The following is a 23,658-nucleotide window of genomic DNA, read 5'->3' on the forward strand; positions in this document are numbered from 1 at the left end:
CTGACGACCGCCCCAGCCGCGGCCGTCTCCTCCCGAAAGGGCAGCACGCGCATGAAGCAGTACGAGCCCGACCGCCTGACCCCGGCCGAAGTGGCCGCCGTGCGGCGCAGCTTCCGCAAGAGCAGGTCCGCGATGACCCGCCGTTCGGTGCTGCGCGCCTCCGCGGGCGGCGCGCTCGCCGTCGGCGGACTCGGGGCCCTGAGCGGCTGCGGGATCCCCGCGGCAGGCAAGACACAGGGCGGCGTGTCCGCCGACGACCACTCGGCCACGGAGAAGGAGATCGACTTCTCGAACTGGCCCGAGTACATCGACACGGACGACAGCGGCAAGCACCGTCCGACCCTGGACGCGTTCACCAAGCGGACCGGCATCAAGGTCAAGTACACCGAGGACATCAACGACAACGACGAGTTCTTCGGCAAGATCCAGCCGCAGCTCGCCGCCGGCCAGTCCACCGGCCGCGACCTGATCGTCCTCACCGACTGGCTGGCCGCCCGCATGATCCGGCTTGGCTACGTCCAGAAACTGGACGCGTCCAACCTGCCGCACGCCTACGCCAACCTGTCGGACCAGTTCCGCAGCCCCGACTGGGACCCGGGCCGGGCGTACTCGTACGTATGGCAGGGCATCTCGACCGTCATCGCCTACAACAAGAAGGCGCTCGACGGCGTCGAGGTGAAGTCGATCTCCGACCTGCTCGACAACGCCAAGCTCAAGGGCCGCGTCGGCTTCCTCACCGAGATGCGCGACAGCGTCGGCATGACCATGCTCGACATGGGCAAGGACCCGGCGAAGTTCACCACCGACGACTACGACGCGGTCATCGCCCGCCTCCAGAAGGCCGTCGACAAGGGCCAGATCCGCCGCTTCACCGGCAACGACTACACGTCCGACCTCACCAAGGGCGACTTCGCGGCCTGTGTCGCCTGGGGCGGCGACATCGTCCAGCTCCAGTCGGACAACCCGGACGTCGGCTACGTCATCCCCGAGGCCGGCTACATGACGTCGACCGACAACCTGCTGATCCCCAACAAGGCGCGCCACAAGACGAACGCCGAGCGGCTGATCGACTACTACTACGAGCCCGAACCGGCCGCCGAACTCGCCGCCTACGTCAACTACGTCAGCCCCGTCGCGGACGTGAAGCCGTATCTCGCGAAGATCGACAAGTCGGCGGCGAGCAACCCGCTGATCCTTCCCGACAAGGCCATGGCGGCCAAGTCCCACGCCTTCCGCTCCCTGAGCTCGAAGGAAGAGACGGCCTACCAGCAGAAGTTCGCAAAGCTCACAGGGGCGTGACGACGATGAACACCAAGGACAACAGCGGCGACGTCCGCCTCTCCGGTATCAGCAAGACCTACGACAACGGCTTCACCGCCGTACAGCCGCTCGACCTGACCGTGCCCCAGGGTTCCTTCTTCGCCCTGCTCGGCGCCTCCGGCTGCGGCAAGACCACCACCCTGCGCATGATCGCGGGACTGGAGGAACCTTCCTCCGGCACCGTTCACCTCGGCGACCAGGAGGTCACCAACCTCCCGCCGTACAAGCGGCCGGTGAACACCGTCTTCCAGTCCTACGCCCTCTTCCCGCACCTCGACATCTTCGAGAACGTCGCCTTCGGTCTGCGCCGGCGCGGCATCAAGTCGGTGAAGCAGCAGGTCGTCGACATGCTCGACCTCGTCCAACTCGGCGAGCAGGCACGGAAGAAGCCGCACCAGCTCTCCGGCGGCCAGCAGCAGCGGGTCGCGGTGGCCCGCGCGCTGATCAACCACCCCAAGGTGCTGCTCCTCGACGAGCCCCTCGGCGCCCTCGACCTCAAGCTGCGCCGCCAGATGCAGCTGGAGCTCAAGCGCATCCAGACCGAGGTCGGCATCACCTTCGTCCACGTCACGCACGACCAGGAGGAGGCCATGACCATGGCCGACACGGTCGCCGTGATGAACGCGGGCCGCGTCGAGCAGCTCGGCTCGCCCAGCGACCTCTACGAGAACCCGAACACCACCTTCGTCGCCAACTTCCTCGGCACCTCCAACCTCATCGAGGCCGAGGTCGACTCCAAGTCCGGCGACGACATCGTCCTCAAGGCGGGCGGCGGCAAGCTCGTCCTCCCCGAGTCGCGATGTTCCGCGCCCACGACGACCGGGGGCAAGGTCCTGGTCGGCGTACGGCCCGAGAAGATCACCCTGACGCACGCCGACGAAGCGGGCGAGATCCCGGCCGGCCGCAACCGCATCACCGGCAAGATCGTCGACTCCAGCTTCATCGGCGTCTCCACCCAGTACGTCATCGACAGCCCGGTCTGCCCCGAGTTCGAGGTCTACGCCCAGAACATCGACCGCGACGCCCGGCTGCGGCCCGGCGCCGACGTCGTCCTGCACTGGAACCCGGCCCACACCTTCGGCCTCGACGCGGCGCAGGACATCGACGCGGGCGTCGACACCGAGGAGGAGGCCGCCTGATGGCCGCTGTCACCGAGGCGCCGCCCCTGGCGCCCGCGCCGGAGGAGAAGCCTCCGCGCAAGAGGCGGGGCCGCTGGACGCCGTACTGGCTGCTGCTGCCCGGCATTCTCTGGCTGATCATCTTCTTCGCGCTGCCGATGATCTACCAGGGCTCCACGTCGATCCAGACGGGCTCCCTGGAGGACGGTTACAAGGTCACCTGGCACTTCGCGACCTACTGGGACGCGGTGTCCGAGTACTGGCCGCAGTTCGTGCGCTCGGGCCTCTACGCCGCCGCCGCGACCATCCTCTGTCTGCTGCTCGGCTACCCGCTCGCGTACCTCATCGCGTTCCGCGCGGGACGCTGGCGCAACCTGATCATGATCCTGGTGATCGCGCCCTTCTTCACCAGCTTCCTGATCCGCACGCTCGCCTGGAAGACGATCCTCGCGGACAGCGGCCCGGTCGTCGGCGCCCTCAACACGCTGCACGTCCTGGACGTCACCAACTGGCTCGGCTGGACCTCGGGCGACCGCGTCCTCGCCACTCCGCTCGCGGTGGTCTGCGGACTGACGTACAACTTCCTGCCGTTCATGGTCCTGCCGCTCTACACCTCGCTGGAGCGCATCGACGGACGGCTGCACGAGGCGGCCGGCGACCTCTACGCCAAGCCGTTCACCACCTTCCGCAAGGTCACCTTCCCGCTGTCGATGCCCGGCGTCGTCTCCGGCACCCTGCTGACCTTCATCCCGGCGGCCGGTGACTACGTCAACGCCGAACTCCTCGGCTCCACCGACACCCGCATGATCGGCAACGTCATCCAGACGCAGTTCCTGCGCATCCTGGACTACCCGACGGCGGCGGCACTCTCCTTCGTCCTCATGGCCGCCATTCTCGCCATGGTGACCATCTACATTCGCAAGTCCGGGACGGAGGATCTGGTCTAAATGGCAGTCGTACGCTGGTTCAAGCGCCATTTCGTCGTCATCGCCGGCCTGTTGACGCTCGGATATCTCCTTCTCCCGAACGTCATCGTCACGGTGTTCTCCTTCAACAAGCCGAAGGGGCGCTTCAATTACGAGTGGCAGCAGTTCTCGCTGGACGCCTGGAAGCAGCCGTGCGGTGTCGCCGACATGTGCGGCTCGCTCTCCATCAGCCTCCAGATCGCCGTCTGGGCGACCATCGGCGCCACCGTCCTCGGCACGATGATCGCCTTCGCACTGGTCCGCTACCGTTTCCGCGCCCGCGGCGCCGTCAACTCGCTGATCTTCCTGCCGATGGCGATGCCCGAGGTCGTCATGGCGGCCTCGCTGCTCACCCTGTTCCTCAACATGGGCGCCCAACTGGGCTTCTACACCATCCTGATCGCCCACATCATGTTCTGCCTCAGCTTCGTCGTCACCGCCGTCAAGGCGCGCGTGATGTCGATGGACCCGCGCCTGGAGGAGGCGGCCCGGGACCTCTACGCCGGCCCGGTGCAGACGTTCGTCCGAGTCACCCTCCCCATCGCGGCCCCCGGAATCGCGGCGGGCGCGCTGCTCTCCTTCGCGCTCTCCTTCGACGATTTCATCATCACCAATTTCAACGCGGGTTCGACCGTCACCTTCCCCATGTTCGTCTGGGGTTCGGCGCAGCGCGGGACACCCGTTCAGATCAATGTCATCGGTACGGCCATGTTCCTCGTCGCCGTATTGTTGGTGCTCGTTTCCATGGTGATCACCAACCGCCGCAACAAGGTAAAGGCATAACCGCAATAACCCTGTGAGCCCTGTAGGGAGTTGAAATCATGGCCCCAAGCGCCATGAGCCGTAACACCAATTGGACGAAGTCCCTGTCCGAAGCCCGGCCGGTCCCGTACTGGCTGGACGACCCCGGCAAGCCCCACCCCGAGCCCGCGCTCACCGGCGCCGAGACCTGCGACCTGCTGGTCGTCGGCGGCGGCTACAGCGGACTGTGGACCGCGCTCATCGCGAAAGAGCGCGACCCGCAGCGGGATGTCGTTCTGCTGGAAGGCCGCGAGGCGGGCTGGGCCGCCTCGGGCCGCAACGGCGGCTTCTGCGCCGCCTCCCTCACCCACGGCCTGTCCAACGGCCTCACCCGCTGGCCCGACGAGATCCACAAACTGGAGGAGCTGGGCGCCCGCAATCTCGACGAGATCGAGAGCGCGGTCGCCCGCTACTCCCTGGACTGCGAGTTCGAGCGCACCGGCGAGATCGACGTAGCCACCGAACCGCACCAGGCCGAGGAACTCCACGACTGGTACGGCGAGTTGGAGAGCAAGGGCCTCGCCGACGGGACCGAGTTCCTCGACGCCGAAGCGGTCCGTGAACAGGTCGACTCGCCGACCTTCCTGGCCGGCCTGTACGACAGCCGGGGCGTCGCGATGCTCAACCCGGCAAAGCTGGCCTGGGGGTTGAAGCGCGCCTGCCTCGGGCTCGGCGTCCGCGTCTACGAGCACACCCCCGCCCTCGCCCTCAAGCCGTACGGCGCCGGCATGGCCGTACGCACGCCGTACGGCTCGGTCCGCGCCCGCCGGGTCGCGCTCGGCACCAACATCTTCCCGAACCTGGTCAAGCGCGTCCGCTCGTACACCGTCCCCGTCTACGACTACGCGCTGATGACCGAGCCGCTCTCCGCCGACCAGTTGGCGTCGATCGGCTGGAAGAACCGTCAGGGGCTCGGGGATTCGGCGAACCAGTTCCACTACTTCCGGCTCTCCGCCGACAACCGCATCCTGTGGGGCGGTTACGACGCGATCTACCCGTACGGCGGCCGGGTGCGCGCCGAGTACGACGACCGGCCGGAGACGTACGCCAAGCTCGCGGAGCACTTCTTCACCTGTTTCCCGCAGTTGGAGGGGCTGGGCTTCTCGCACGCGTGGGGCGGCGCGATCGACACCTGCTCGCGCTTCTCGGCGTTCTTCGGCACCGCCCACCAGGGCAAGGTGGCCTACGCGGCGGGCTTCACCGGGCTCGGTGTCGGCGCGACCCGCTTCGGCGCGGACGTGATGCTGGACCTGCTCGCGGGGGAGCGGACCGAGCGCACGGAACTGGAGATGGTCCGCAAGAAGCCACTCCCCTTCCCGCCCGAGCCCTTCGCCTGGACCGGCATCGCGCTCACCAAGTGGTCGCTGGCGCACGCGGATGCGCACGGCGGCCGGCGCAACCTGTGGCTGAAGACGATGGACAAGCTGGGCCTCGGCTTCGACAGTTGAGTCCCGGCTGCTTCGGCGGGTGTGATCCGGTTCACTCCTTCGAGGAGCCGGAACCCGCGTAATGCCGACGGAAGACCTCCCTCTCTCCTGTGACGCGACCAGCGTCGACATGAGAAAGGGAGGTCTCCTCATGACTGGGGCGAAGACGGCCGTCGAGTGGCTGGCATCCGTGGCTCCGGATCCCGAGGCCTGCCGCTGGGAATGGGAGCGCAATCCCCTGGGGATCGCGCTGCTGCCCGCAGGCAAGGCCTGGGACGTACTCATCCTGCCGGGTGAGCTCGGTTATCCCACGCTCGACGTGCTCACCCGGGTCATCGATCAACCGGGCCCGGTACTCGTCGACTTCGGCGACGCGAGGATGGGTTTCCTGGTGCCGCCCGGTACCGCGGCCCGCTGGCTCGGCACCGGGATCCGTACGGCCGGACCCGGCACCTGGATCGTCGTACCGTACCCCGGCCGGTCGACCGGCGGAGTCCGCTGGCTGGTACCGCCGGACGGCTCCGGCACCCTCACCGATCCCGCACTCCTCGAACTCGCCATGCACGAGGCGGCGGCGGGGCTGGCGACGGAGGGGGAGCAGTGATGGACGGGTAGCCGGCAGATGCCTCGACAGCGGAGACAGCGGATGTCCTGACCGCGCATGTCTTGACAACGGCAATTGGTCTGGACCAAATTGGGCGCGCTCCACCCCTCCAATTCCCCCATGCCCGGAGGCACTTGTGGATCGCTCCAGACCCGTCCTCGCCATGCTCACGGCCGCCCTGCTGGCCGTACCCGGCATCACCGCACTCTCGTCGGCCGCCCGTGCGGCCGACGCGGATCTCGCGAAGAACGGAGGCTTCGAGTCCGGCCTCGACGGCTGGTCCTGTACCGCGAGCAGCGGTACGACCGTCAAGTCGCCCGTACACGGCGGCAGTTCGGCGTTGCAGGCGACCCCGGCCGGCAACGACTACGCCCAGTGCGCGCAGACGGTGACCGTGAAACCGAACTCTTCCTACTCGCTGGCCGGTTACGTCCGCGGCAGCTACGTCTACCTCGGCGCGAGCGGCACCGGCACCACAGACGTCTCCACCTGGACCCAATCGGCCCCCGACTGGCAGCGGTTGACGACGAGTTTCACCACCGGCCCGTCCACCACCAAGGTCACGATCTACACCCATGGCTGGTATGCCACCGGCGCCTACTACGCCGACGACATCTCCCTCACCGGCCCGGCAGTCGACCCGGGACAACCGCCGACCACCCCCACAGGCCTCGCCGTCGGCACCGTCACCTCCTCGTCCGTCGCCCTCTCCTGGTCCGCCGTCACCGGTGCGACGAGCTACGCGATCTACCGCGGCGGAGTGAAAGTCCAGACGGCGAGCGGCACTTCGGCCACCGTGAGCGGACTGTCGGCCGCGACGGCGTACAGCTTCCAGGTCACGGCGGTGAACGACGCGGGCGAGTCCGCGAAGTCGACGGCGGTCACCGCGACGACGTCCACCGGCTCGGGCCCGAGCACCGGACTGCCCACCCACGCCCTGGTCGGCTATCTCCACGCGAGCTTCGCCAACGGCTCCGGCTACACACGGCTGGCCGACGTCCCCGACAGCTGGGACGTCATCGACCTGGCCTTCGGTGAACCCACCTCGGCCACCTCGGGCGACATCCGCTTCAACCGCTGCCCGGCCAGCGAGTGCGCGAACGTCGAGAGCGACGCCGACTTCAAGGCGGCCGTCAAAGCCAAACAGGCGGCAGGGAAGAAGGTGCTGATCTCCATCGGCGGCGCCAACGGCCAGGTCCAACTGACCACCACGGCGGCGAGGGACACCTTCGTCTCATCCGTCTCGAACATCATCGACACCTACGGACTCGACGGCCTCGACATCGACTTCGAGGGCCACTCGCTCTCCCTCGACACGAGCGACACCAACTTCAAGAGCCCCACAACTCCCGTGGTGGTCAACCTGATCGCGGCCCTGAAGACCCTGAAGGCCAAGTACGGCTCGAAGTTCGTGCTCAGCATGGCGCCCGAGACCTTCTTCGTGCAGATGGGCTACCAGTTCTACGGCACCGGCAAGTTCGGCGGCCAGGACCCGAGGTGCGGGGCGTATCTGCCCGTCATCTACGCCCTGCGCGACGACCTCACCCTGCTGCACGTCCAGGACTACAACTCGGGCCCGATCATGGGCCTCGACGGGCAGTACCACACCATGGGCGGCGCCGACTTCCACATCGCGATGACCGACATGCTGCTCACCGGCTTCCCGGTGGCGGGCGACACGAACAACATGTTCCCGGCCCTGCGCCCCGACCAGATCGCCATCGGCATGCCGGCGTCGGTCAACGCGGGCAACGGCTACGTGGCCCCCGCCGAGGTCACGAAAACCCTGGACTGCCTGACGAAGAAGGTGAGTTGCGGCTCGTACCCGACCCACGGGACCTGGCCGACGCTGCGCGGCCTGATGACCTGGTCGATCAACTGGGACCGCTACTCGAACTGGGAGTTCCAGAAGACGTTCGACGGCTACTTCGGCTGAGGCCCGCTCGCAAAGCGGCCGAGGAACAGCCGCAGCGACGCGAGCAGCACGGTCCCGAGGCACCAGCTGGCCACCACGTCCAGCGGCCAGTGGTAGCCCCGCCGGACCAGCCCGAAGCTGACGCACGCGACGAGGAGGACGCAGATCGCGACGGCTCCGCGACGGGCGTACGACGTCCGGAGCCAAGGAAGGAGGACGAGCGTCGAGGCGCCGTACGCGATCATCGCGGTGGCCGTGTGGCCGGAGGGGTAGTAGCCGGTGCCGGGCGGGACGGCCGGGGTGCCGCCGCGGGCGATCAGTTCCTTGACCGGGACGATCAGCGCCGGGACCAGGGCCATCAGTACGGCCGCCGCGAGAGGTGGCACCCACCAGCGGTCCGTACCTGTGGCACGGCCGCGCAGGGCGACGTAGCCGAGCGCGACGACCAGGACGGGAACCGCGACCTGGATGTTGCCGAGGTCGGCGAGGAGTTCGGAGACGCGGTCCGGGTGGACGAGTGCGCGGCTCAGGCGCTCGTCCAGGCGGAGGAGCGGGCCGTCGGCGGCGACCTGCCAGGTGATCAGCGCGAAGAGGAGTGCGGGAAGGGCGAGAAACAGCCAGAGAAAGGAGGTCGGCCGACCTGGAACAGGGGGGGTAGTTCCAGGCCGGCCGTCCGGATCGGCGGGTCGGCCGCCCCGGGGGGTTTGGGGCGGGCGACTGTCCGATCGGTGAGGAGATTCGGAGCCAGAGGCTCCTGTTGTGTGCGCGAGGGCACGACCAGGGCGAAGCTGGGGAGGCCTCGTCCTGAAGTCGCCCACAGTCCCCTGTGGGCGGGGTGTATCTCTCATCTGGGTAGAACCTACGGCAGTGACTGGAGGGAAGACAGGCGGATTCGCGTCCCGTCATGCACCCCGCACACCTTCTTCACACGGCCTGACGCCCGCCGCCCCAGCCTGTGAATCACGGAGGACGAAAGGGCTGGGGCGGGTGGGACGCGTGAGGTGCGGCTTCTGTGCGGGAGCTGCGGGTTCCGTGTGGCCGGGAAGTACGGGAGAGGGTGGCTCAGATGCGTGCGAACGCCTGCTCGATGATGTCGAGCCCCTCGCTCAGCAGGTCGTCCCCGATGACCAGCGGGGGCAGGAAGCGGAGGACGTTGCCGTAGGTGCCACAGGTCAGGACCAGCAGGCCCTCCTGGTGGCAGGCCTTGGCGAGCGCGGCCGTGGCCTCCGGGTTCGGCTCCTTGGTCGTACGGTCCTTGACCAGCTCGATGGCGATCATCGCGCCGCGCCCCCGCACCTCGCCGATGATGTCGAACTTCTCGGCCATGGCGCCGAGCCGGGCCTTCATCACGGCCTCGATGTTCTTGGCCTTGGCGTTGAGGTCGAGTTCCTTCATGGTCTCGATCGCGCCGAGGGCACCGGCGCAGGCGACGGGGTTGCCGCCGTACGTACCACCGAGCCCACCGGCGTGCGCGGCGTCCATGATCTCGGCGCGACCGGTCACGGCGGCGAGCGGCAGCCCTCCGGCAATCCCCTTTGCGGTGGTGATCAGGTCGGGCACGACACCCTCGTCCTCACACGCGAACCACTGACCCGTACGGCAGAACCCGGACTGGATCTCGTCCGCGACGAAGACGATCCCGTTGGCCTTGGCGAATTCACTCAGCGCGGGCAGGAAGCCCTTCGCCGGCTCGATGAAACCGCCCTCGCCGAGCACCGGCTCGATGATGATCGCGGCGACGTTGTCGGCACCGATCTGCTTGTTGATCATGTCGATGGCCTGTGCGGAGGCCTCGGCACCGGCGTTGTCGGGACCGGTCGGCCAGCGGTAGCCGTAGGCGACGGGCACGCGGTACACCTCGGGCGCGAAGGGCCCGAACCCGTTCTTGTACGGCATGTTCTTCGAGGTCAGCGCCATGGTCAGGTTCGTCCGCCCGTGGTACCCGTGGTCGAACACGACGACGGCCTGCCGCTTGGTGTAGGCACGCGCGATCTTGACCGCGTTCTCGACGGCCTCGGCGCCGGAGTTGAACAGCGCGGACTTCTTGGCGTGGTCGCCCGGGGTCAACTCGGCGAGCGCCTCGGCGACTTCCACGTACCCCTCGTAGGGCGTGACCATGAAACAGGTGTGGGTGAAGTCGGCGAGCTGCGCGGTGGCCCGGCGGACGACGGCCTCGGCGGAGGCGCCGACACTCGTCACCGCGATACCGGAACCGAAGTCGATGAACCGGTTCCCGTCGACGTCCTCGATGATCCCGCCGCCCGCGCGCGCGGTGAACACGGGCAGCACGGAGCCCACACCGGCGGCGACCGCGGCGGTACGGCGGGCCTGCAGTTCCTGGGACTTCGGGCCGGGGATCGCGGTGACGACGCGGCGCTCCTGCGGAAGTGCGGTCATGAGGGGCTCCTGGGGGTGGTGCGGACGCTTACGCGCTTTCCTGTTTCTTTTTCTTCCTTTCTCGCAGGCTAGGACCGGGGGCGAGGGGTGGGCATGCTCCATGTGGGCGGTGTCGGCGCCGCGGGTTGTCCGCCGTGGACAGTGCCGGGTTCGCGGAGCTTGTCGCGGGCCCGGCCGCGTAAACGGTGAACTCCCCTTCCTGGCGCGTTAGATTGACTCGCTGACGGTGCACGGAACGGCTGGTCAAGGGGCGAGGGCGAGGACGATGGACAGCGACGGGACGCGGGACGCACGGGGCACGCATGCGAATCCTGTACCGCGTCCGGCGGGGCCTGCGGGCATGTCGGGGGAGCGCGTCGTACCGCCGAGGCCGGCGCACGCCCCGGGCGCGGTCGGCACCGCCGTGGCCGACTGGCTCAACGAGCCCAGGCCTGCCGCCGGACCTGGTGTCTGGCGGTTCGGGTACCGCAAGCCCAAGCCGGAGAAGACCACCGAGCGCCTGTCACCGATCACCGTCGTCGGCGTCGTCGTCCCGCTCGTCGTGGGCATGGTGCTGTGGTCGCTGTGGAAGCACGGCAGCATCCCTTACCAATGGGCACTGCTGAGGGTGCTCACACCGGGCGATTGGTGGTGGGCCGGCACCACGACGCCCAAAGGCAAGGGTGTCGACGCCGTGATTGTCGCCGACGGCGTATTTTTCGCCATCCTCGTCTACGGGATGGGGCGGCTGGGGAGCTGGCTGGACGTCATCCGGCATCTCGTCACCCGCCGCCCGCAGCCGGCGCGGGCGCTGCTCGCCCTGCTGGGCGCCGTGATCGCCCTGAACCTGGTCGTGGTTCCGAGCATCTTCCGCGGTGTTGGCTGGAGCGCGCTTCCGGTAGCACATCCGGTGTATCACCTCATCCTCCTTTTCCCGGGGGGCTACGACTTCATCTCCACGCCGCTGATGGGCAACGTGCTCTACGTGGTCATCGGCGTGCTGCTCGTCTGGCCGTTCGCCCGTATCGGCGGCTGGCTGCCACTCCTCCGGGAGCGGAACGCCCCGCCCGACACCGCGGCTCCGACGGCCGTCCCCGAGCAGGCGCCGGCCGCCGGGTCCCGGGCGCACTGGCCCGAGCTGCGGGAGGCGGGGCAGTTCGAGGCCGCGGACGTACTCACCCACGAGGTGCTGGCGGGGCGGATGAACGACGTGGACTGTGCGCGCGTCGAGCACGCCTGGAGGCGGGCGCGGCGGACCGGCGACCTCGCCTCCTTCACCCAGACTGTTCTGCGTACCGCCGGCGGTGCCTGGATCCACCCCTCCGGCGCCCGTGACCTGCCCGGCCGCATCGCGCGACACGACCTGCTCGTCGGTCAGGTGCGGATCGGGAGCTGGGCGCCGGGTGAGCGCACCCCGCTCGCCTACCGCGGCGTCGGCACCGCGCTCGGCCCGGACACGCTGGGGACCTCGCTGCTCGTCGTCGGACCCTCGGGCTCCGGAAAGACACGGCACGTGGTGCGGCCAGTGGTCGAGAACCTCACCCTCCAGGCCCTCACCGGCCGATGCGCCGTCGTTGCGGTGTGCGCGGCCGGTGCGCCGCTCGGCCCGGACGACGCGTTCGACGTGATCGTCCGGGTCGGGGACCCGGTGTCCGTCCACGACCTCGACCCGTACGCCGAGTCCGGCGACCCCGACGAGGCCGCCGCCCTGCTCGCGGAGGCCCTGGTCGGCGACCTCGACACGGTGGACACGCAGCGTGCCGCCGGCGCCCTGGCCCAGCTCCTCGGGCCCTACCGGGCCGCGTACGGGAGGTTTCCCGCACTGCCTGAGCTGCGCGAACTCCTTGAGGGTGAGCCGAGGGTGCTGGCGGCGCTGAGTGGGGCACTCACTGACGGCAAACACGCCATGATGCGGCGCGAACTCGACTCCCGCATGCGCCATGCCGGCGGTGGCAACGACCCCGGCCAGGCCCTCGCCGACCGGCTCGCACTGCTCGACCGCCCGGTGTTCGCCGAGTTCTTCGGAGCGGGGGGCGGGACCGTACGGCCGTTCTCGCTGCGAGCCGTCGCTCATCATCCGCTGCGGGTCCGTATCGACCTGCCCGAGCACGGGCACGACGAGGCGGCCCGGCTGCTCACCCGGCTGGTCCTCGCGCAGTTCACCGCGGTGGTGCGGGGTCGTGAGCGCGGCCACTTCGCCTGCCTCGTTCTCGACGACGCCACCGGCACCGTGACCACCGAGTCACTGCGCCGTATTCAGCGGCTGCGCTCCGAGGACGCGGGCGTCGTCCTTGCCCTGCGGACCGTCGGCGACGTGCCCGAGGCCCTGCACGGCCCGCTGTACGGCGCGGTCGGCTGCCGCATGGCGCTGGCCGGCGTCACGACCTGGGACGGCAGCCGCTTCGCGCAGGCCTGGGGTACCGAGTGGGTGGAGACCACGGATGTCGCCAAACACACCGTCTTCGCCGACCAGCCCATGACCCGCGCCATCCACGCCCTCCGCAAACTGATCACCGGCAAGGCCGTGACCACCGAAGCCGTCACCGTCCGCCAGGTAGAGCGCGAACGCTGGTCCGCGTCCGAGTTGGCGCACGGTGTGCCGGCCGGTCATGCCGTGTTGTCCCTGACCAGTGTGAAAGGGGAACACGCGCCGCCGCTGCTGGTGGACCTGCGCGGCCCGGGGCGCTGAAGCGGACATACGGGGGCGTCGTGACCGTACGGTGAGGCAGAATCGGGGCAGGCCGTTCATACGAGGCGGCCAAAAGATCGGCATGATCGCTCGTTCTCCCTTCCGAACTCCTTCCCACCGTTCTCCCTTCCCACCGCTGCTCTATCTGAAGGCCCCATGCCCCCCACGCTCGCCTCGCTCGTCCACCACTCCGCGCTCAAGCTCACCGTGCGCGCCGGCGAGGACCGCCTGGACGTGCCCGTGCGCTGGGCCCATGTCAGCGAGCTGGCCGACCCGGTGCCGTACATGGAGGGTGGGGAACTGCTGCTGATCACCGCGTTGAAGCTGGACGCGGAGGATCCCAAGGCCATGCGGCGGTATGTGAAGCGGCTGGTGGGCGCGGGGGTCGTGGGGCTCGGGTTCGCCGTCGGGGTCAATTACGACGAGATTCCGAAGGCACTGGTCGACACCGCGGCGGAGGAGGGGCTGCCGCTGCTCGAAGTGCCCCGGCGGACCCCGTTCATCGCGATCAGCAAGGCCGTCTCCGCCGCCATCGCCGCCGACCAGTACCGGGCCGTTACGGCGGGGTTCGCCGCGCAGCGGGAGTTGACCAGGCAGGCTCTCGCCGACGGCCCGGAGGGGCTGCTCGCCGCGCTCGCCGCGCAGGTCGACGGGTGGGCCGCGCTCTATGACACGTCCGGCGCCGTCGTCGCCACCGCACCGGAGTGGGCCGGCCGCCGGGCCGCCCGGCTCACGGCGGACGTGGAACGGCTGCGGGACCGGCCCGCCCCGGCCTCCTCCGTGGTGGGCGGCCCGGACAACGAGGACCGCGTCGAACTGCACTCCCTCGGCACCGGACGGCGGCCGAAAGCAGCCCTCGCGGTGGGCACCGCCGCCGCGCTCGGGACGGCGGAACGGTACGCCGTCCACTCGGCGATCGCCCTCCTCACGCTCACCACGGAGCGCTCACGGTCCCTGCAGGCCGCCGAGCAGCGGATCGGCGCCGCGGTGCTGCGGATGCTGCTCGCCGGGCAGCCGGACCATGCGCGGGCGGTCGCCGGGGAACTGTTCGGAGCGCTCCTCGACGCACCGTTCCGGGTGATCCTGGGGGAGGGCACCGGCGCGGACCGTGATCCGCTGGGCGGACTCGCCGAGGTCATCGAGTCGGCGGCGGCCCGCTCCGGGGAGGCCGTGCTCGTCGTACCGGAAGGACCGCAAGGGCTGCAAGGGCCGCAAGGGGCGCATCCGCCGGAGCGGCTCGTCGTGCTCGCCGTCGACGGTGGCGCGGCTGTCGAGGCCTGCCGGGAGTACGCGGCGGCGCTGGAGGCCGAGCGCGCATCCGCCGACGTACGGGAGCAGGGTGAGGACGACGAACCGGTCGTCGGGCTCTCGGCGCCGGCCGGGCCCAGCGCCGCCGCTGCCGCCTACAAACAGGCCGAGCAGGCGCTGTCGGTGGCCCGGCGGCGCGGGCGGGTGTTCGTCGAGCACGAGCAGCTGGCCGCCGGGTCGGTGCTGCCGTTGCTCGCCGACGACGCGGTACGGGCCTTCGCGGACGGGCTGCTACGGCCGCTCTCCGAGCACGACGCGACCGGGCGCGGGGACCTGGTCGCTTCGCTCCGGGCGTGGCTGTCCCGGCACGGCCAGTGGGACGCGGCGGCGGCCGACCTCGGCGTGCACCGGCACACGCTGCGGTACCGGATGCGGCGGGTGGAGGAGATCCTCGGCAGGTCGCTCGACGATCCGGACGTACGGATGGAGCTGTGGCTCGCGCTGAAGGCGACAGCCGAGGCGGAGTGACAGCCTCCGCCGAGTGAGGGCCCTGCCGAACTGTACTGTTCCCGTCCGGTACCACTACGACTCGGCTAAACGCACCGCAGCCTCCCCGCACCTACGGTTGACCGAGAAGCCCCAAGACCACCCCCAACGCGGAAGGGCCGGGACATGACTTCCACCCACGCCTTCTGGCTCGCCGGCCGTCAGGCCAACGGCGAGGACACCTTCGACGTCACCTCCCCGTGGGACGGACGCCTCGTCGGCAAGGTCAGCGTGCCGACCGACGCCCAGGTCGAGGAGGCGGTGGCCGCCGCGTACGCCGTACGGGACGAGTTCGCCGCGACCCCCGCCCACGTCCGCGCCGCAGCCCTCGACCACGTCAGCCGGCGTCTGGTCGAGCGCACCGAGGAGATCGCGCAGCTGATCTCCGCCGAGAACGGCAAGCCGATCAAGTGGGCGCGCGGCGAGGTCGGCCGGGCCGTGTCCGTGTTCCGGTTCGCCGCCGAGGAGGCCCGGCGTTTCAACGGCGGCGAGGCCCAGCGCCTCGACACCGACGCCGGCGGCCAGGGTCGGCTCGCCCTCACCCGGCGCTTCCCGAAGGGCGTCGTGCTCGGCATCGCGCCCTTCAACTTCCCGCTGAACCTGTGCGCCCACAAGATCGCCCCCGCGATAGCGGCCGGCGTGCCGATCATCCTCAAGCCGGCCCCGGCCACCCCGCTCTCCGGCCTGATCATCGGCGACCTGCTCGCCGAGACCGAACTGCCGACGGGCGCGTGGAGCATCCTGCCGGTCGCCAACGACCACATGCCCGCCCTCGTGCAGGACGAGCGGCTGCCGGTGATCTCCTTCACCGGTTCGGAGAAGGTCGGCTACGCGATCATGGACTCGGTGCCGCGCAAGCACTGCACCCTGGAGCTGGGCGGCAACGGCGCGGCCGTGGTCCTCGGGGACTACTCCTCCGACGCCGACCTCGACTGGGCCGCGACCCGCATCGCCACCTTCTCCAACTACCAGGGCGGCCAGTCCTGCATCTCAGTGCAGCGGGTCATCGCGGATGCCTCCGTCTACGACCGGCTGCTCCCGCGTATCGTCGCCGCTGTCGAGGCCCAGGTCACCGGTGACCCGTCCGACGCCAAGACGGACGTCGGTCCGCTGGTCAGCGAGGCCGCCGCGCAGCGCGTCGAGTCGTGGGTCCAGGAGGCCGTCGACGCCGGCGCCACCCTCCTCACCGGCGGCAAGCGCGACGGCGCCTCGTACGCGCCGACCGTGCTGACGGATGTACCGGCCGATGTGACGATCTCCTGCGAGGAGGTCTTCGGGCCGGTGCTGACCGTGACGAAGGTGGACGGCGAGGCCGCCGCCTTCGCCGCCGCCAACGACTCCAAGTACGGCCTCCAGGCAGGGGTGTTCACCCACGACGTGCAGGTCGCCTTCCGCGCCCACCGCGCCCTGGAGGTCGGCGGTGTGGTGATCGGCGACGTCCCGTCCTACCGTGCCGACCAGATGCCCTACGGCGGCGCCAAGCAGTCCGGTGTCGGCCGCGAGGGCGTGAAGTTCGCGATGGACGACTACACCTACGAGCGGGTGCTGGTGCTGACCGGGCTCGCGCTCTGACCGTTCTCTCACCCAACAGCTCTAGCTAATGGGAACCATTTTCATGTAATCTCCCCGTAGGGGCCCGGCGCCGATGCCTTCCGGTGCCGGGCCCCTACTTTTCGTCGGCCTGCTTCCGGACCCTCAGCCGGAGAAGCCGACGTGCGCGAGCCGCAACGGGCCGCGCAGCCTGATGTGCACGTCGTGCACGCCCTCGGCGACGATCCCGGCGCCGAGCGTGGTGTAGTCGTACGGCCCGGATGTGGCTGCGGGCAGGGCGAGTTCGGCGAGTGTCGGACCGCCGTCCAGCGACAGTTCCACGGCCCCCTCGCCCGCCACCTCCACGGTCACCTCCGTGACCCCGGCGCCGAAGTCGCAGTGCCGGTACGCCAGTTCGGCCGTGCCGCCGCCCGCCGGTGTCACCGCATCGCCCGCCGTCTTCGTCCGGTCGACGATCTCGCCGCCCGACTGCTCGTCGAAGTCGGCCGCGTCCAGGCCCTGTTGGAGGACGGCCCGGGGTGCGGCGGGCTCGCCGGTCAGCGTCACCGTCGTACGCAGGCGGATGTCCTCGCTGGAGGCGCCGACGAGTAGGTCGTAGGCACCCGGTTCCAGGCGGTGGCCGCCCCGCGCCACGTCCCAGAACTCGAAGGCGGACAGCGGGAGTTCGAAGGAGAGGTCCGCCGTCTCGCCCGGGGCGAGGGTCACGCGCCGGTGTGCGGCCAGTTCGCGGCGCGGGCGTGGGACCGACGGGTCGGTGGCGCGGGTGTACAGCTGCGCGACCTCGTCGGCCGTCACGTCCCCGGTGTTGGTGACCCTGAACTCGACGTGCACTGCCCCGAGTTCGGCCCGTGCGCTCAGGTCGCCGTAGGGGAAGGAGGCGTACGACAGGCCGTGGCCGAAGGGGAACAGGGGCGTGCCCTCGAAGTAGAGGTACGTCTGGCGGCTGCCGATCACGTCGTAGTCGAGGAGGTCGGGCAGGTCGGTGTCGGCCGTGTACCAGGTCTGGGGGACGCGGCCGGCGGGGGAGACATCGCCGGCGAGGACGCGCGCCAGAGCGGTGCCCGCAGCCTGGCCGCCGTGGGCGGTCCACAGGATCGCGGGGAGGCCGGGGAGGTCGGAGGGGTCGATCGTGTACGGGTACGCGGCGACCAGCGCCAGGACCGTGTTCGGGTTGGCGGCGCGGGCCGCGCGCAGCAGGCGCTGCTGGTGGGCGGGGAGTCGGAGCGTCGTACGGTCCTCGGTCTCGCGGCCGTTGATGTGCGGGTCGTTGCCCGCGACGACGAGCGCCACGTCGGCCGCCTCGGCGACCCGGGCCACCGCGTCCTCGCCGCGCTCCACGATCAGCAATTCGAAAACTTCCGCGCCCTCCTCGGCAACCTTCACACCGTCGGCGGCGACAGAGACGTGGCGACCCGTACCGATATGCAGCAGGAGGTGACCGTTCTCGTGGGGTTCCAGGCGGAATGTCTCCTGGACGACCCAGCCGCCGGGCTGGTCGGCGGAGGCGCGTACGTAGCCGTCCTCGGCGACCGAGAGGTAACGGCCGTCCGGGGCGCGGAGGGTGAGGACGCCCTCGCCCCAGTCGACGAGCGCGAATTCGGTGCCGGTGCCGGTGCCGGTGGCGTCGGTGGTCAGCGGGGGGAGGTCGGTGCGGCCCGCGAGGAGGGCGGGGTCCAACGCGCCCTCGGCGCCGCACACTTCGTCGGGTACGTCCGCCAACGGGACGTGCAGATAGGCGCCTTGGGAGGTCTTCAGCCTGACCCGGTCCACGCCCTCCGCGAACTCGACGCGCTCGGCGCCGAACCGCTCGTACAGGCCCTCCAGCGGAGTGGAGCGGTGGATCAACGTGCCGCTGTACCAGTCGAGTTTGCACTCGTCGGCGAGCAGTCCGACCACGGCGAGGCGGGTGTCGTGGGCGAGGGGCAGCAGGTCGCCGGCGTTCTTGAGGAGGACGACCGCTTGTTCGGCGGCCTCCTGGGCGAGGGCCCGGTGCGCCGGGGTGTCGAAGTCGTCGATGTCCGCGTGCGGGTCGTGCGCCGGGTCGAACTCGCCGAGCCGGAACCGGACCGAGAGCTGACGGCGCACTGCCGCGTCGAGATCCGCCTCGGTCAACAGGCCCTGATCCAGGGCACCTTGGACCCGCGCCACGATCGTCGAGCCGTCCGTGCCGTGGTCGGTGAAGCTGTCCACCCCGGCGAGCAGCGAGGCCGCCGTCGCCTCCTCGTGGGTGTCGAAGTAGTGCTCGGAGTCGACCAGGTTGGAGGGTGCGCCGGCGTCCGAGCAGACCAGCAGGTCCTCATCGGTCCAGGTGCGCAGGTGCTCGCGCAGATAGGGCGAGACGTGGTTGGGGCGGCCGTTGACCAGGTTGTACGCGGGCATCACCCCGGCCACCGTGCCCGCCTCGACCGTCTCGCGGAACGCGCGCAGGTCGTACTCGTGCAGCACGCGCGGGCGGACGGAGGACGAGGTGACGTCACGGCCCGTCTCGTTGTTGTGCGCCAGCCAGTGCTTGAGGACGGGCGCCGTGCGCCAGTACGTCGGATGGTCGCCGCGCAGCCCGCGCGTATACGCGGTGGCGATGGCCGAGGTCAGCTTCGGGTCCTCCGAGTAGCCCTCCTCGTTGCGGCCCCAGAGCGGGTGGCGCAGCAGGTTCACCGTGGGGGACCACACGTTGAGGCCGACACGGTCGTCGCGGGCGCGCATCGCGCGGACCTCCTTGGACACCGCGTCGCCGACCCGTCCTACGAGCTCCTCGTTCCAGGTCGCGCCCAGGCCCACCGCCTGCGGGAAGACCGTCGCCGGGCCCATCCACGCCACCCCGTGCAAGGCCTCCTGGCCGGTGCGGAACGCGGCGACGCCCAGGCGCTCCACGGCGGGCGCGTACTGGTGCAGAAATCCGACCTTCTCGTCGAGGGACAGCCGCGCCAACAGATCGTCGATGCGCTTCGCGAACGGCAGCTGCGGGTCGCGGAAAGGCGGCGTAGGCGGCGTTTGTGCGGTCACGTGGGGTTCCCCTTGCGATGGAGCGGCGCGGCTCTTTCGAAGCGCTTCGATGCTGATTCGATGCGCGGCAGGTGTCAAGAGACCTTCACCGTTATTTCAAGCAGCACATACGGACAGGTCACCCCGCACACCTCGGAGGAATCTTGGAAGCGACCCTTGTGCACCCTCGGGCGTTCACTTAACCTCGCAGCAACATCGAAGCGCTTCGACTAAGTGCTCTGTTCCACTCAAGACACCGCAGCCGACGGCTCCACCGCCGGGTGTCCTGGTGCGCCATGAAGGGTTGACGCAATGACGCCGAACGCCTCCGCCGCCTCCGCTCCCAGCCGGAGAAGCTTCCTCGCCTCCACGGCGGTCGTCGCCGCAGCGGTGGCGGGAGGAGTACCGCTGCTCTCCGCCTGCGGCGCCTCGGACAGCGGCTCGGGCGGGGGGAGTTCGGAGGGCAAGGGCGTCAAGAAGGTGTTGCCGGGCTTCGTCGCGAACAACGTGGTGACCCCGGACATCCCGGCGAAGAACGGCTCCGCGCTCGGCTTCACCAGCAAGCTCGACCTCGCGACCCTGAAGACCTCGGTGCCCAAGAAGCTCGGCAAGGGCGGCAAGGTCTCCATCATGTCGCCGTTCTGGGGCTCCCCGCCGAAGAGCGACAACGACTACTACAAGGCGATGAACGCCCTGATCGGCGTCGACGTGGCCTGGCAGAACCAGGACGGCAACACCTACGACCAGAAGCTCGGCGCGGTCCTCGCCTCCAGCGACCTCCCCGATGTCGTGGTCATCCCGGGCTGGAACATGGGCGGCAAGATACCCAGCGCCATCATCAACAAGTTCGCCGACCTCGGCCCCTACCTCTCCGGGGACGCGATCAAGGAGTACCCGAACCTCGCGGCGATCCCGACGGACGCCTGGCAACGCTCCGTATTCGGCGGCAAGTTGCGCGGCCTGCCGCAGCCGTCCCCGTACGTCACCGGCATCGTGCCCCTGTACCGCAAGGACATCTTCGACAAAGAGGGGTACCAAGTCCCCACCTCGGCCGACGAGTTCATGGCCCTGGCCAAGGAGATCACCAACGCCAAGGCCAAACGGTGGGCGTGCCTCGACATGAAGTGGACCGCCTTCCAGGCTTTCGGTGTGCTCTCGGGCAGCGAGAAGCCGCTCGGCTGGAACCTTGTCGACGGCAAGCTGATCAACCGCATCGAGACCCCCGAATACCTCGAAGCACTGGAGTGGACCCGCAAGCTCTTCGCCGCCGGATACGTCCACCCCGACGCCAGGCTGGGCAAGAGCGCGGCCACCGACCCGGGCCCCAAGTTCGCGGCAGGCGAGTTCCTCATCTACGCCAACAACATCTCGCAGTGGTGGAGCCGCACCGCCGAACAGGCCACCCAGAACCCGGCCTACAAGATCTGGGGCATGGACATCTTCGGCCACGACGGCGGCAACCCGAACCTCTGGGCCGAACAGCCCGCCGGCATCTTCGCCTTCATCAGCAAGAAGGCCTCCGAGTCCGTGATCCGCGACGCGCTGGCCGTCGCCAACGTCACCGCCGCGCCGTACGGCACCAAGGAGTACATGCTCACCAACTACGGCGTCGAGGGCACCCATTACACCGTCAAGGACGGTGTGCCCACCAAGACCACCCAGGGCAACAACGAGGTCATCAACGCCTACGTCATGGTCGCCAGCCCCGCCGCCACCATCGCCCACCCCGACTTCCCCGAGGTCGCCAAGGCGCAGGTCGAATGGCAGCAGCGGATGGGCGCGTTCACCAAGAAGTCCAGCTTCTACGGGCAGATGATCACCGAACCCTCCCGCTACACCAACCTCGGCAACGACTTCGAGCAGTTGGAGGACGACATCACCCGAGGCCGCAAGAAGATCAGCGACATGCAGCAGGCCGTGTCGGACTGGAAGAGCAAGGGCGGCGACCAACTCCGCGCCTGGTACCAGAAGTTGCTCGACGACAACGGCACCGCGACGAGCTGACCGGGTACCGAGGCAAGGAGAACGGCCGTGTCCCACAGCACGGTGCCTCGGAGCAGGACCGAGGCCGACACGACGGGAAAGACCCCGGTGGCGTCCGGCGGCGCCACCGGCACCCGGCACAACCGCCCCAAGGGAAAGCTCAGTTGGCGCCTCAGGTTCAGACGCGACCGCGTCCTGCTCCTGATGACCCTGCCGGCCGTCCTGCTCATCCTGGTCTTCAACTACCTGCCGATCCTCGGCAACATCGTCGCCTTCGAGGACTACGACCCCTACGTCAGCGACAACGGCATCGTCTCGATGCTGCACAGCTCCTGGGTCGGCCTGGAGAACTTCCAGCAGATCTTCGCGGACTCGGCGTTCTGGAGCGCCGTACAGAACACACTCGTCCTGTTCTTCCTCCAACTGATCCTGTTCTTCCCGATCCCGATCCTGCTCGCCCTGCTCATCAACAGCGTGGTCAGGCCCCGGGTCCGGGCGCTCTCCCAGGCGATCCTCTATCTCCCGCACTTCTTCTCCTGGGTGCTGGTCATCGCCGTCTTCCAGCAACTGCTGGGCGGGGCAGGGCTGTTCTCGCAACTCCTGCGGCAACACGGCTTCGACGGCCTCGACGTCATGACCGACCCCAACACCTTCAAGTTCCTGATCACCGCGCAGAGCGTGTGGAAGGACGCGGGCTGGGGGATCATCGTCTTCCTCGCCGCACTGTCCTCCGTCAGCCCCGACCTCTACGAGGCCGCCGCGATGGATGGCGCCGGCCGCTGGCGCCGCATGTGGCACGTCACGTTGCCCGCGCTGCGCCCGGTGATCGCGCTGCTGCTGGTGCTGCGCGTGGGCGATGCGCTGACCGTCGGCTTCGAACAGATCCTGCTCCAGCGCGACGCCGTGGGGCCGGGAGCGGCGGAGGTCCTCGACACCTTCGTCTGGTGGAACGGTGTCCGCAACCAGGACTTCGGCTACGCCGCCGCGGCCGGACTCGTCAAGGGCGTGATCAGCCTCGGCCTGGTCCTCGCCGCGAACAAAGTGGCCCACCTCATGGGCGAGCAGGGGGTGTACAAGAAATGACCGCCGTCATCGAAAAATCCGTCAAGCCCGCCAAGTCCGTACGACAGCCCGGCCGTTGGGCCGCGCCGCCCCGGCCGACCTGGGAGGAGGAACCCGGCAAGGCCGGCCTCGCGGGCAAGGGTCTCGTCCTCACCCTCGCCTGCCTCGCCATCCTCTTCCCCCTCTGGATCGTCCTCGTCACCAGCCTCTCCTCACGCAAGACCATCGATCAGGCGGGCGGCCTTGTCATGGTGCCCAAGGGCATCACCTTCGTCGCCTACAAGGAACTCCTCAGCGGCGGCCAGGTCACCCGCGCGGCGGTCATCAGCGTCCTCATCACCGTCGTCGGCACGGCGTTCTCCATGACGGTGTCCGTCCTGTGTGCCTACGGCCTCTCGCGTATCGGGTCGCTCGGGCATCGGTGGATTCTGATGATGATGCTGGCGACGATGTTCTTCAGCGCCGGGCTCATTCCGACGTACTTGCTGGTGCAGTCGCTCGGCCTGACCGACAGCTATCTCGCGTTGATCCTGCCCAGTGCGCTCAGTGTCTTCAACATCCTTGTGCTGCGCGGGTTCTTCATGGGCATCTCGCAGGAACTCGTCGACAGCGCGCGGATCGACGGGGCCGGTGACTTCCGCATTCTGTGGCAGATCGTGATGCCGCTGTCCCGTGCGGTGCTTGCCGTCATCACGCTGTTCTACGCCGTGGGGTATTGGAGCGCCTGGTTCAACGCGTCCCTGTATCTGAACGACCAGGACATGATGCCGTTGCAGAATGTCATGATCCAGTTGGTGCAGAAGCAGGAGGCTCCGGTGGGGCTCGGTCAGGCGATCAAGACGGGGGAGTTGTCGGGGCTGGCCGTGCAGATGGCGGTCATGGTGATGGCGTTGTTGCCGGTGGCTGTGCTTTCGCCGTTTGTGCAGCGGCATTTCAAGAAGGGGATGCTGACGGGCGCGGTGAAGGGCTGACCGGCGCCTATTGAAGAGGGCGCTTCGGTTGTTCGGCGGCTGCGGGTCGTTTGTGGCTGGTCGCGCAGTTCCCCGCGCCCCTTTAGGTATGTCTCCTTAC

The 23,658-nt window shown here is 69.1% G+C and carries 16 protein-coding genes; 13 read left to right on the forward strand and 3 right to left on the reverse strand.

Features of this window, described 5'->3' with window-relative positions:
- The first annotated feature begins 51 nt into the window (after nt 1-51).
- From OC490_RS19185 to OC490_RS19215, 7 genes are all read left to right on the forward strand, one after another.
- Entirely contained in the window at nt 52-1,299 is a 1,248-nt protein-coding gene (locus tag OC490_RS19185) for a PotD/PotF family extracellular solute-binding protein (RefSeq protein ID WP_262059167.1), read from the forward strand.
- 5 nt (nt 1,300-1,304) lie between these two features.
- The gene (locus OC490_RS19190) at nt 1,305-2,459 is read left to right on the forward strand and encodes an ABC transporter ATP-binding protein (protein ID WP_262059168.1); all 1,155 of its coding nucleotides are present in this window, start codon (nt 1,305-1,307) and stop codon (nt 2,457-2,459) included.
- Nucleotides 2,459-3,385, forward strand: a complete 927-nt coding sequence (locus tag OC490_RS19195) for an ABC transporter permease (protein WP_262059169.1) — start codon at nt 2,459-2,461, stop codon at nt 3,383-3,385. The genes OC490_RS19190 and OC490_RS19195 overlap by 1 nt, the downstream gene beginning before the upstream one ends.
- Nucleotides 3,386-4,186, forward strand: a complete 801-nt coding sequence (locus tag OC490_RS19200) for an ABC transporter permease (RefSeq protein ID WP_262059170.1) — start codon at nt 3,386-3,388, stop codon at nt 4,184-4,186.
- Between the two features lie 38 nt (nt 4,187-4,224).
- Nucleotides 4,225-5,652, forward strand: a complete 1,428-nt coding sequence (locus tag OC490_RS19205) for an NAD(P)/FAD-dependent oxidoreductase (RefSeq protein ID WP_262059171.1) — start codon at nt 4,225-4,227, stop codon at nt 5,650-5,652.
- A 130-nt stretch (nt 5,653-5,782) separates the two neighbouring features.
- Nucleotides 5,783-6,235 (forward strand): bifunctional DNA primase/polymerase, encoded by a 453-nt coding sequence (locus OC490_RS19210; protein WP_262059172.1) that lies wholly within the window; start codon nt 5,783-5,785, stop codon nt 6,233-6,235.
- A gap of 163 nt (nt 6,236-6,398) precedes the next feature.
- Complete coding sequence (locus tag OC490_RS19215; RefSeq protein WP_262059252.1) at nt 6,399-8,171, forward strand: glycoside hydrolase family 18 protein; 1,773 nt, start codon at nt 6,399-6,401, stop codon at nt 8,169-8,171.
- Here OC490_RS19215 and OC490_RS19220 read toward each other — a convergent pair.
- Together OC490_RS19220 and gabT are read right to left on the reverse strand one after the other, a co-directional pair.
- Complete coding sequence (locus OC490_RS19220; RefSeq protein WP_262059173.1) at nt 8,159-8,998, reverse strand: phosphatase PAP2 family protein; 840 nt, start codon at nt 8,996-8,998, stop codon at nt 8,159-8,161. The two genes, OC490_RS19215 and OC490_RS19220, sit on opposite strands and share 13 nt — an antisense overlap.
- A gap of 214 nt (nt 8,999-9,212) precedes the next feature.
- Entirely contained in the window at nt 9,213-10,547 is a 1,335-nt protein-coding gene (gene gabT / locus OC490_RS19225; protein WP_262059174.1) for a 4-aminobutyrate--2-oxoglutarate transaminase, read from the reverse strand.
- A gap of 265 nt (nt 10,548-10,812) precedes the next feature.
- Here gabT and OC490_RS19230 point away from each other — a divergent pair, with 265 nt between their 5' ends.
- The 3 genes from OC490_RS19230 to OC490_RS19240 all read left to right on the forward strand — a co-directional run bounded on the left by OC490_RS19230 (nt 10,813) and on the right by OC490_RS19240 (nt 16,581).
- Nucleotides 10,813-13,215, forward strand: a complete 2,403-nt coding sequence (locus tag OC490_RS19230) for an ATP/GTP-binding protein (protein ID WP_262059175.1) — start codon at nt 10,813-10,815, stop codon at nt 13,213-13,215.
- Between the two features lie 156 nt (nt 13,216-13,371).
- Entirely contained in the window at nt 13,372-14,991 is a 1,620-nt protein-coding gene (locus tag OC490_RS19235) for a PucR family transcriptional regulator (protein WP_262059176.1), read from the forward strand.
- Nucleotides 14,992-15,135: 144 nt separating this feature from the next.
- On the forward strand, nt 15,136-16,581 hold the full coding sequence (locus OC490_RS19240) for an aldehyde dehydrogenase family protein (protein WP_262059177.1): 1,446 nt from the start codon (nt 15,136-15,138) through the stop codon (nt 16,579-16,581).
- 123 nt (nt 16,582-16,704) lie between these two features.
- On the opposite strand, the gene OC490_RS19245 is transcribed toward OC490_RS19240, so the two are convergent.
- Nucleotides 16,705-19,563: a glycoside hydrolase family 3 protein gene (locus OC490_RS19245; protein ID WP_262059178.1), complete on the reverse strand. Its 2,859-nt coding sequence runs from the start codon at nt 19,561-19,563 to the stop codon at nt 16,705-16,707.
- Between the two features lie 291 nt (nt 19,564-19,854).
- Between OC490_RS19245 and OC490_RS19250 the strand changes: the two genes are divergently transcribed.
- From OC490_RS19250 to OC490_RS19260, 3 genes are read left to right on the forward strand one after another with little or no spacing between them, the layout of a single operon-like run.
- Nucleotides 19,855-21,546 carry an extracellular solute-binding protein gene (locus OC490_RS19250; protein WP_262059179.1) on the forward strand — a complete coding sequence of 564 codons (1,692 nt, stop codon included), beginning with the start codon at nt 19,855-19,857 and terminating at the stop codon, nt 21,544-21,546.
- A gap of 27 nt (nt 21,547-21,573) precedes the next feature.
- Nucleotides 21,574-22,608 carry an ABC transporter permease gene (locus OC490_RS19255; protein WP_262059180.1) on the forward strand — a complete coding sequence of 345 codons (1,035 nt, stop codon included), beginning with the start codon at nt 21,574-21,576 and terminating at the stop codon, nt 22,606-22,608.
- Nucleotides 22,605-23,558 (forward strand): carbohydrate ABC transporter permease, encoded by a 954-nt coding sequence (locus tag OC490_RS19260; RefSeq protein ID WP_262059181.1) that lies wholly within the window; start codon nt 22,605-22,607, stop codon nt 23,556-23,558. The genes OC490_RS19255 and OC490_RS19260 overlap by 4 nt, the downstream gene beginning before the upstream one ends.
- Nucleotides 23,559-23,658: the final 100 nt, after the last annotated feature.

This window comes from Streptomyces sp. STR69 (genome assembly GCF_024519455.1).
Classification (GTDB): domain Bacteria; phylum Actinomycetota; class Actinomycetes; order Streptomycetales; family Streptomycetaceae; genus Streptomyces.

Coding starts and splice junctions, on each gene's coding strand:
- OC490_RS19185 (WP_262059167.1), top strand. CDS start 52: ATGAAGCAGTACGAGCCCGACCGCCTGACCCCGGCCGAAGTGGCCGCC.
- OC490_RS19190 (WP_262059168.1), top strand. CDS start 1,305: ATGAACACCAAGGACAACAGCGGCGACGTCCGCCTCTCCGGTATCAGC.
- OC490_RS19195 (WP_262059169.1), top strand. CDS start 2,459: ATGGCCGCTGTCACCGAGGCGCCGCCCCTGGCGCCCGCGCCGGAGGAG.
- OC490_RS19200 (WP_262059170.1), top strand. CDS start 3,386: ATGGCAGTCGTACGCTGGTTCAAGCGCCATTTCGTCGTCATCGCCGGC.
- OC490_RS19205 (WP_262059171.1), top strand. CDS start 4,225: ATGGCCCCAAGCGCCATGAGCCGTAACACCAATTGGACGAAGTCCCTG.
- OC490_RS19210 (WP_262059172.1), top strand. CDS start 5,783: ATGACTGGGGCGAAGACGGCCGTCGAGTGGCTGGCATCCGTGGCTCCG.
- OC490_RS19215 (WP_262059252.1), top strand. CDS start 6,399: ATGCTCACGGCCGCCCTGCTGGCCGTACCCGGCATCACCGCACTCTCG.
- OC490_RS19220 (WP_262059173.1), bottom strand. CDS start 8,998: ATGAGAGATACACCCCGCCCACAGGGGACTGTGGGCGACTTCAGGACG.
- gabT (WP_262059174.1), bottom strand. CDS start 10,547: ATGACCGCACTTCCGCAGGAGCGCCGCGTCGTCACCGCGATCCCCGGC.
- OC490_RS19230 (WP_262059175.1), top strand. CDS start 10,813: ATGGACAGCGACGGGACGCGGGACGCACGGGGCACGCATGCGAATCCT.
- OC490_RS19235 (WP_262059176.1), top strand. CDS start 13,372: ATGCCCCCCACGCTCGCCTCGCTCGTCCACCACTCCGCGCTCAAGCTC.
- OC490_RS19240 (WP_262059177.1), top strand. CDS start 15,136: ATGACTTCCACCCACGCCTTCTGGCTCGCCGGCCGTCAGGCCAACGGC.
- OC490_RS19250 (WP_262059179.1), top strand. CDS start 19,855: ATGACGCCGAACGCCTCCGCCGCCTCCGCTCCCAGCCGGAGAAGCTTC.
- OC490_RS19260 (WP_262059181.1), top strand. CDS start 22,605: ATGACCGCCGTCATCGAAAAATCCGTCAAGCCCGCCAAGTCCGTACGA.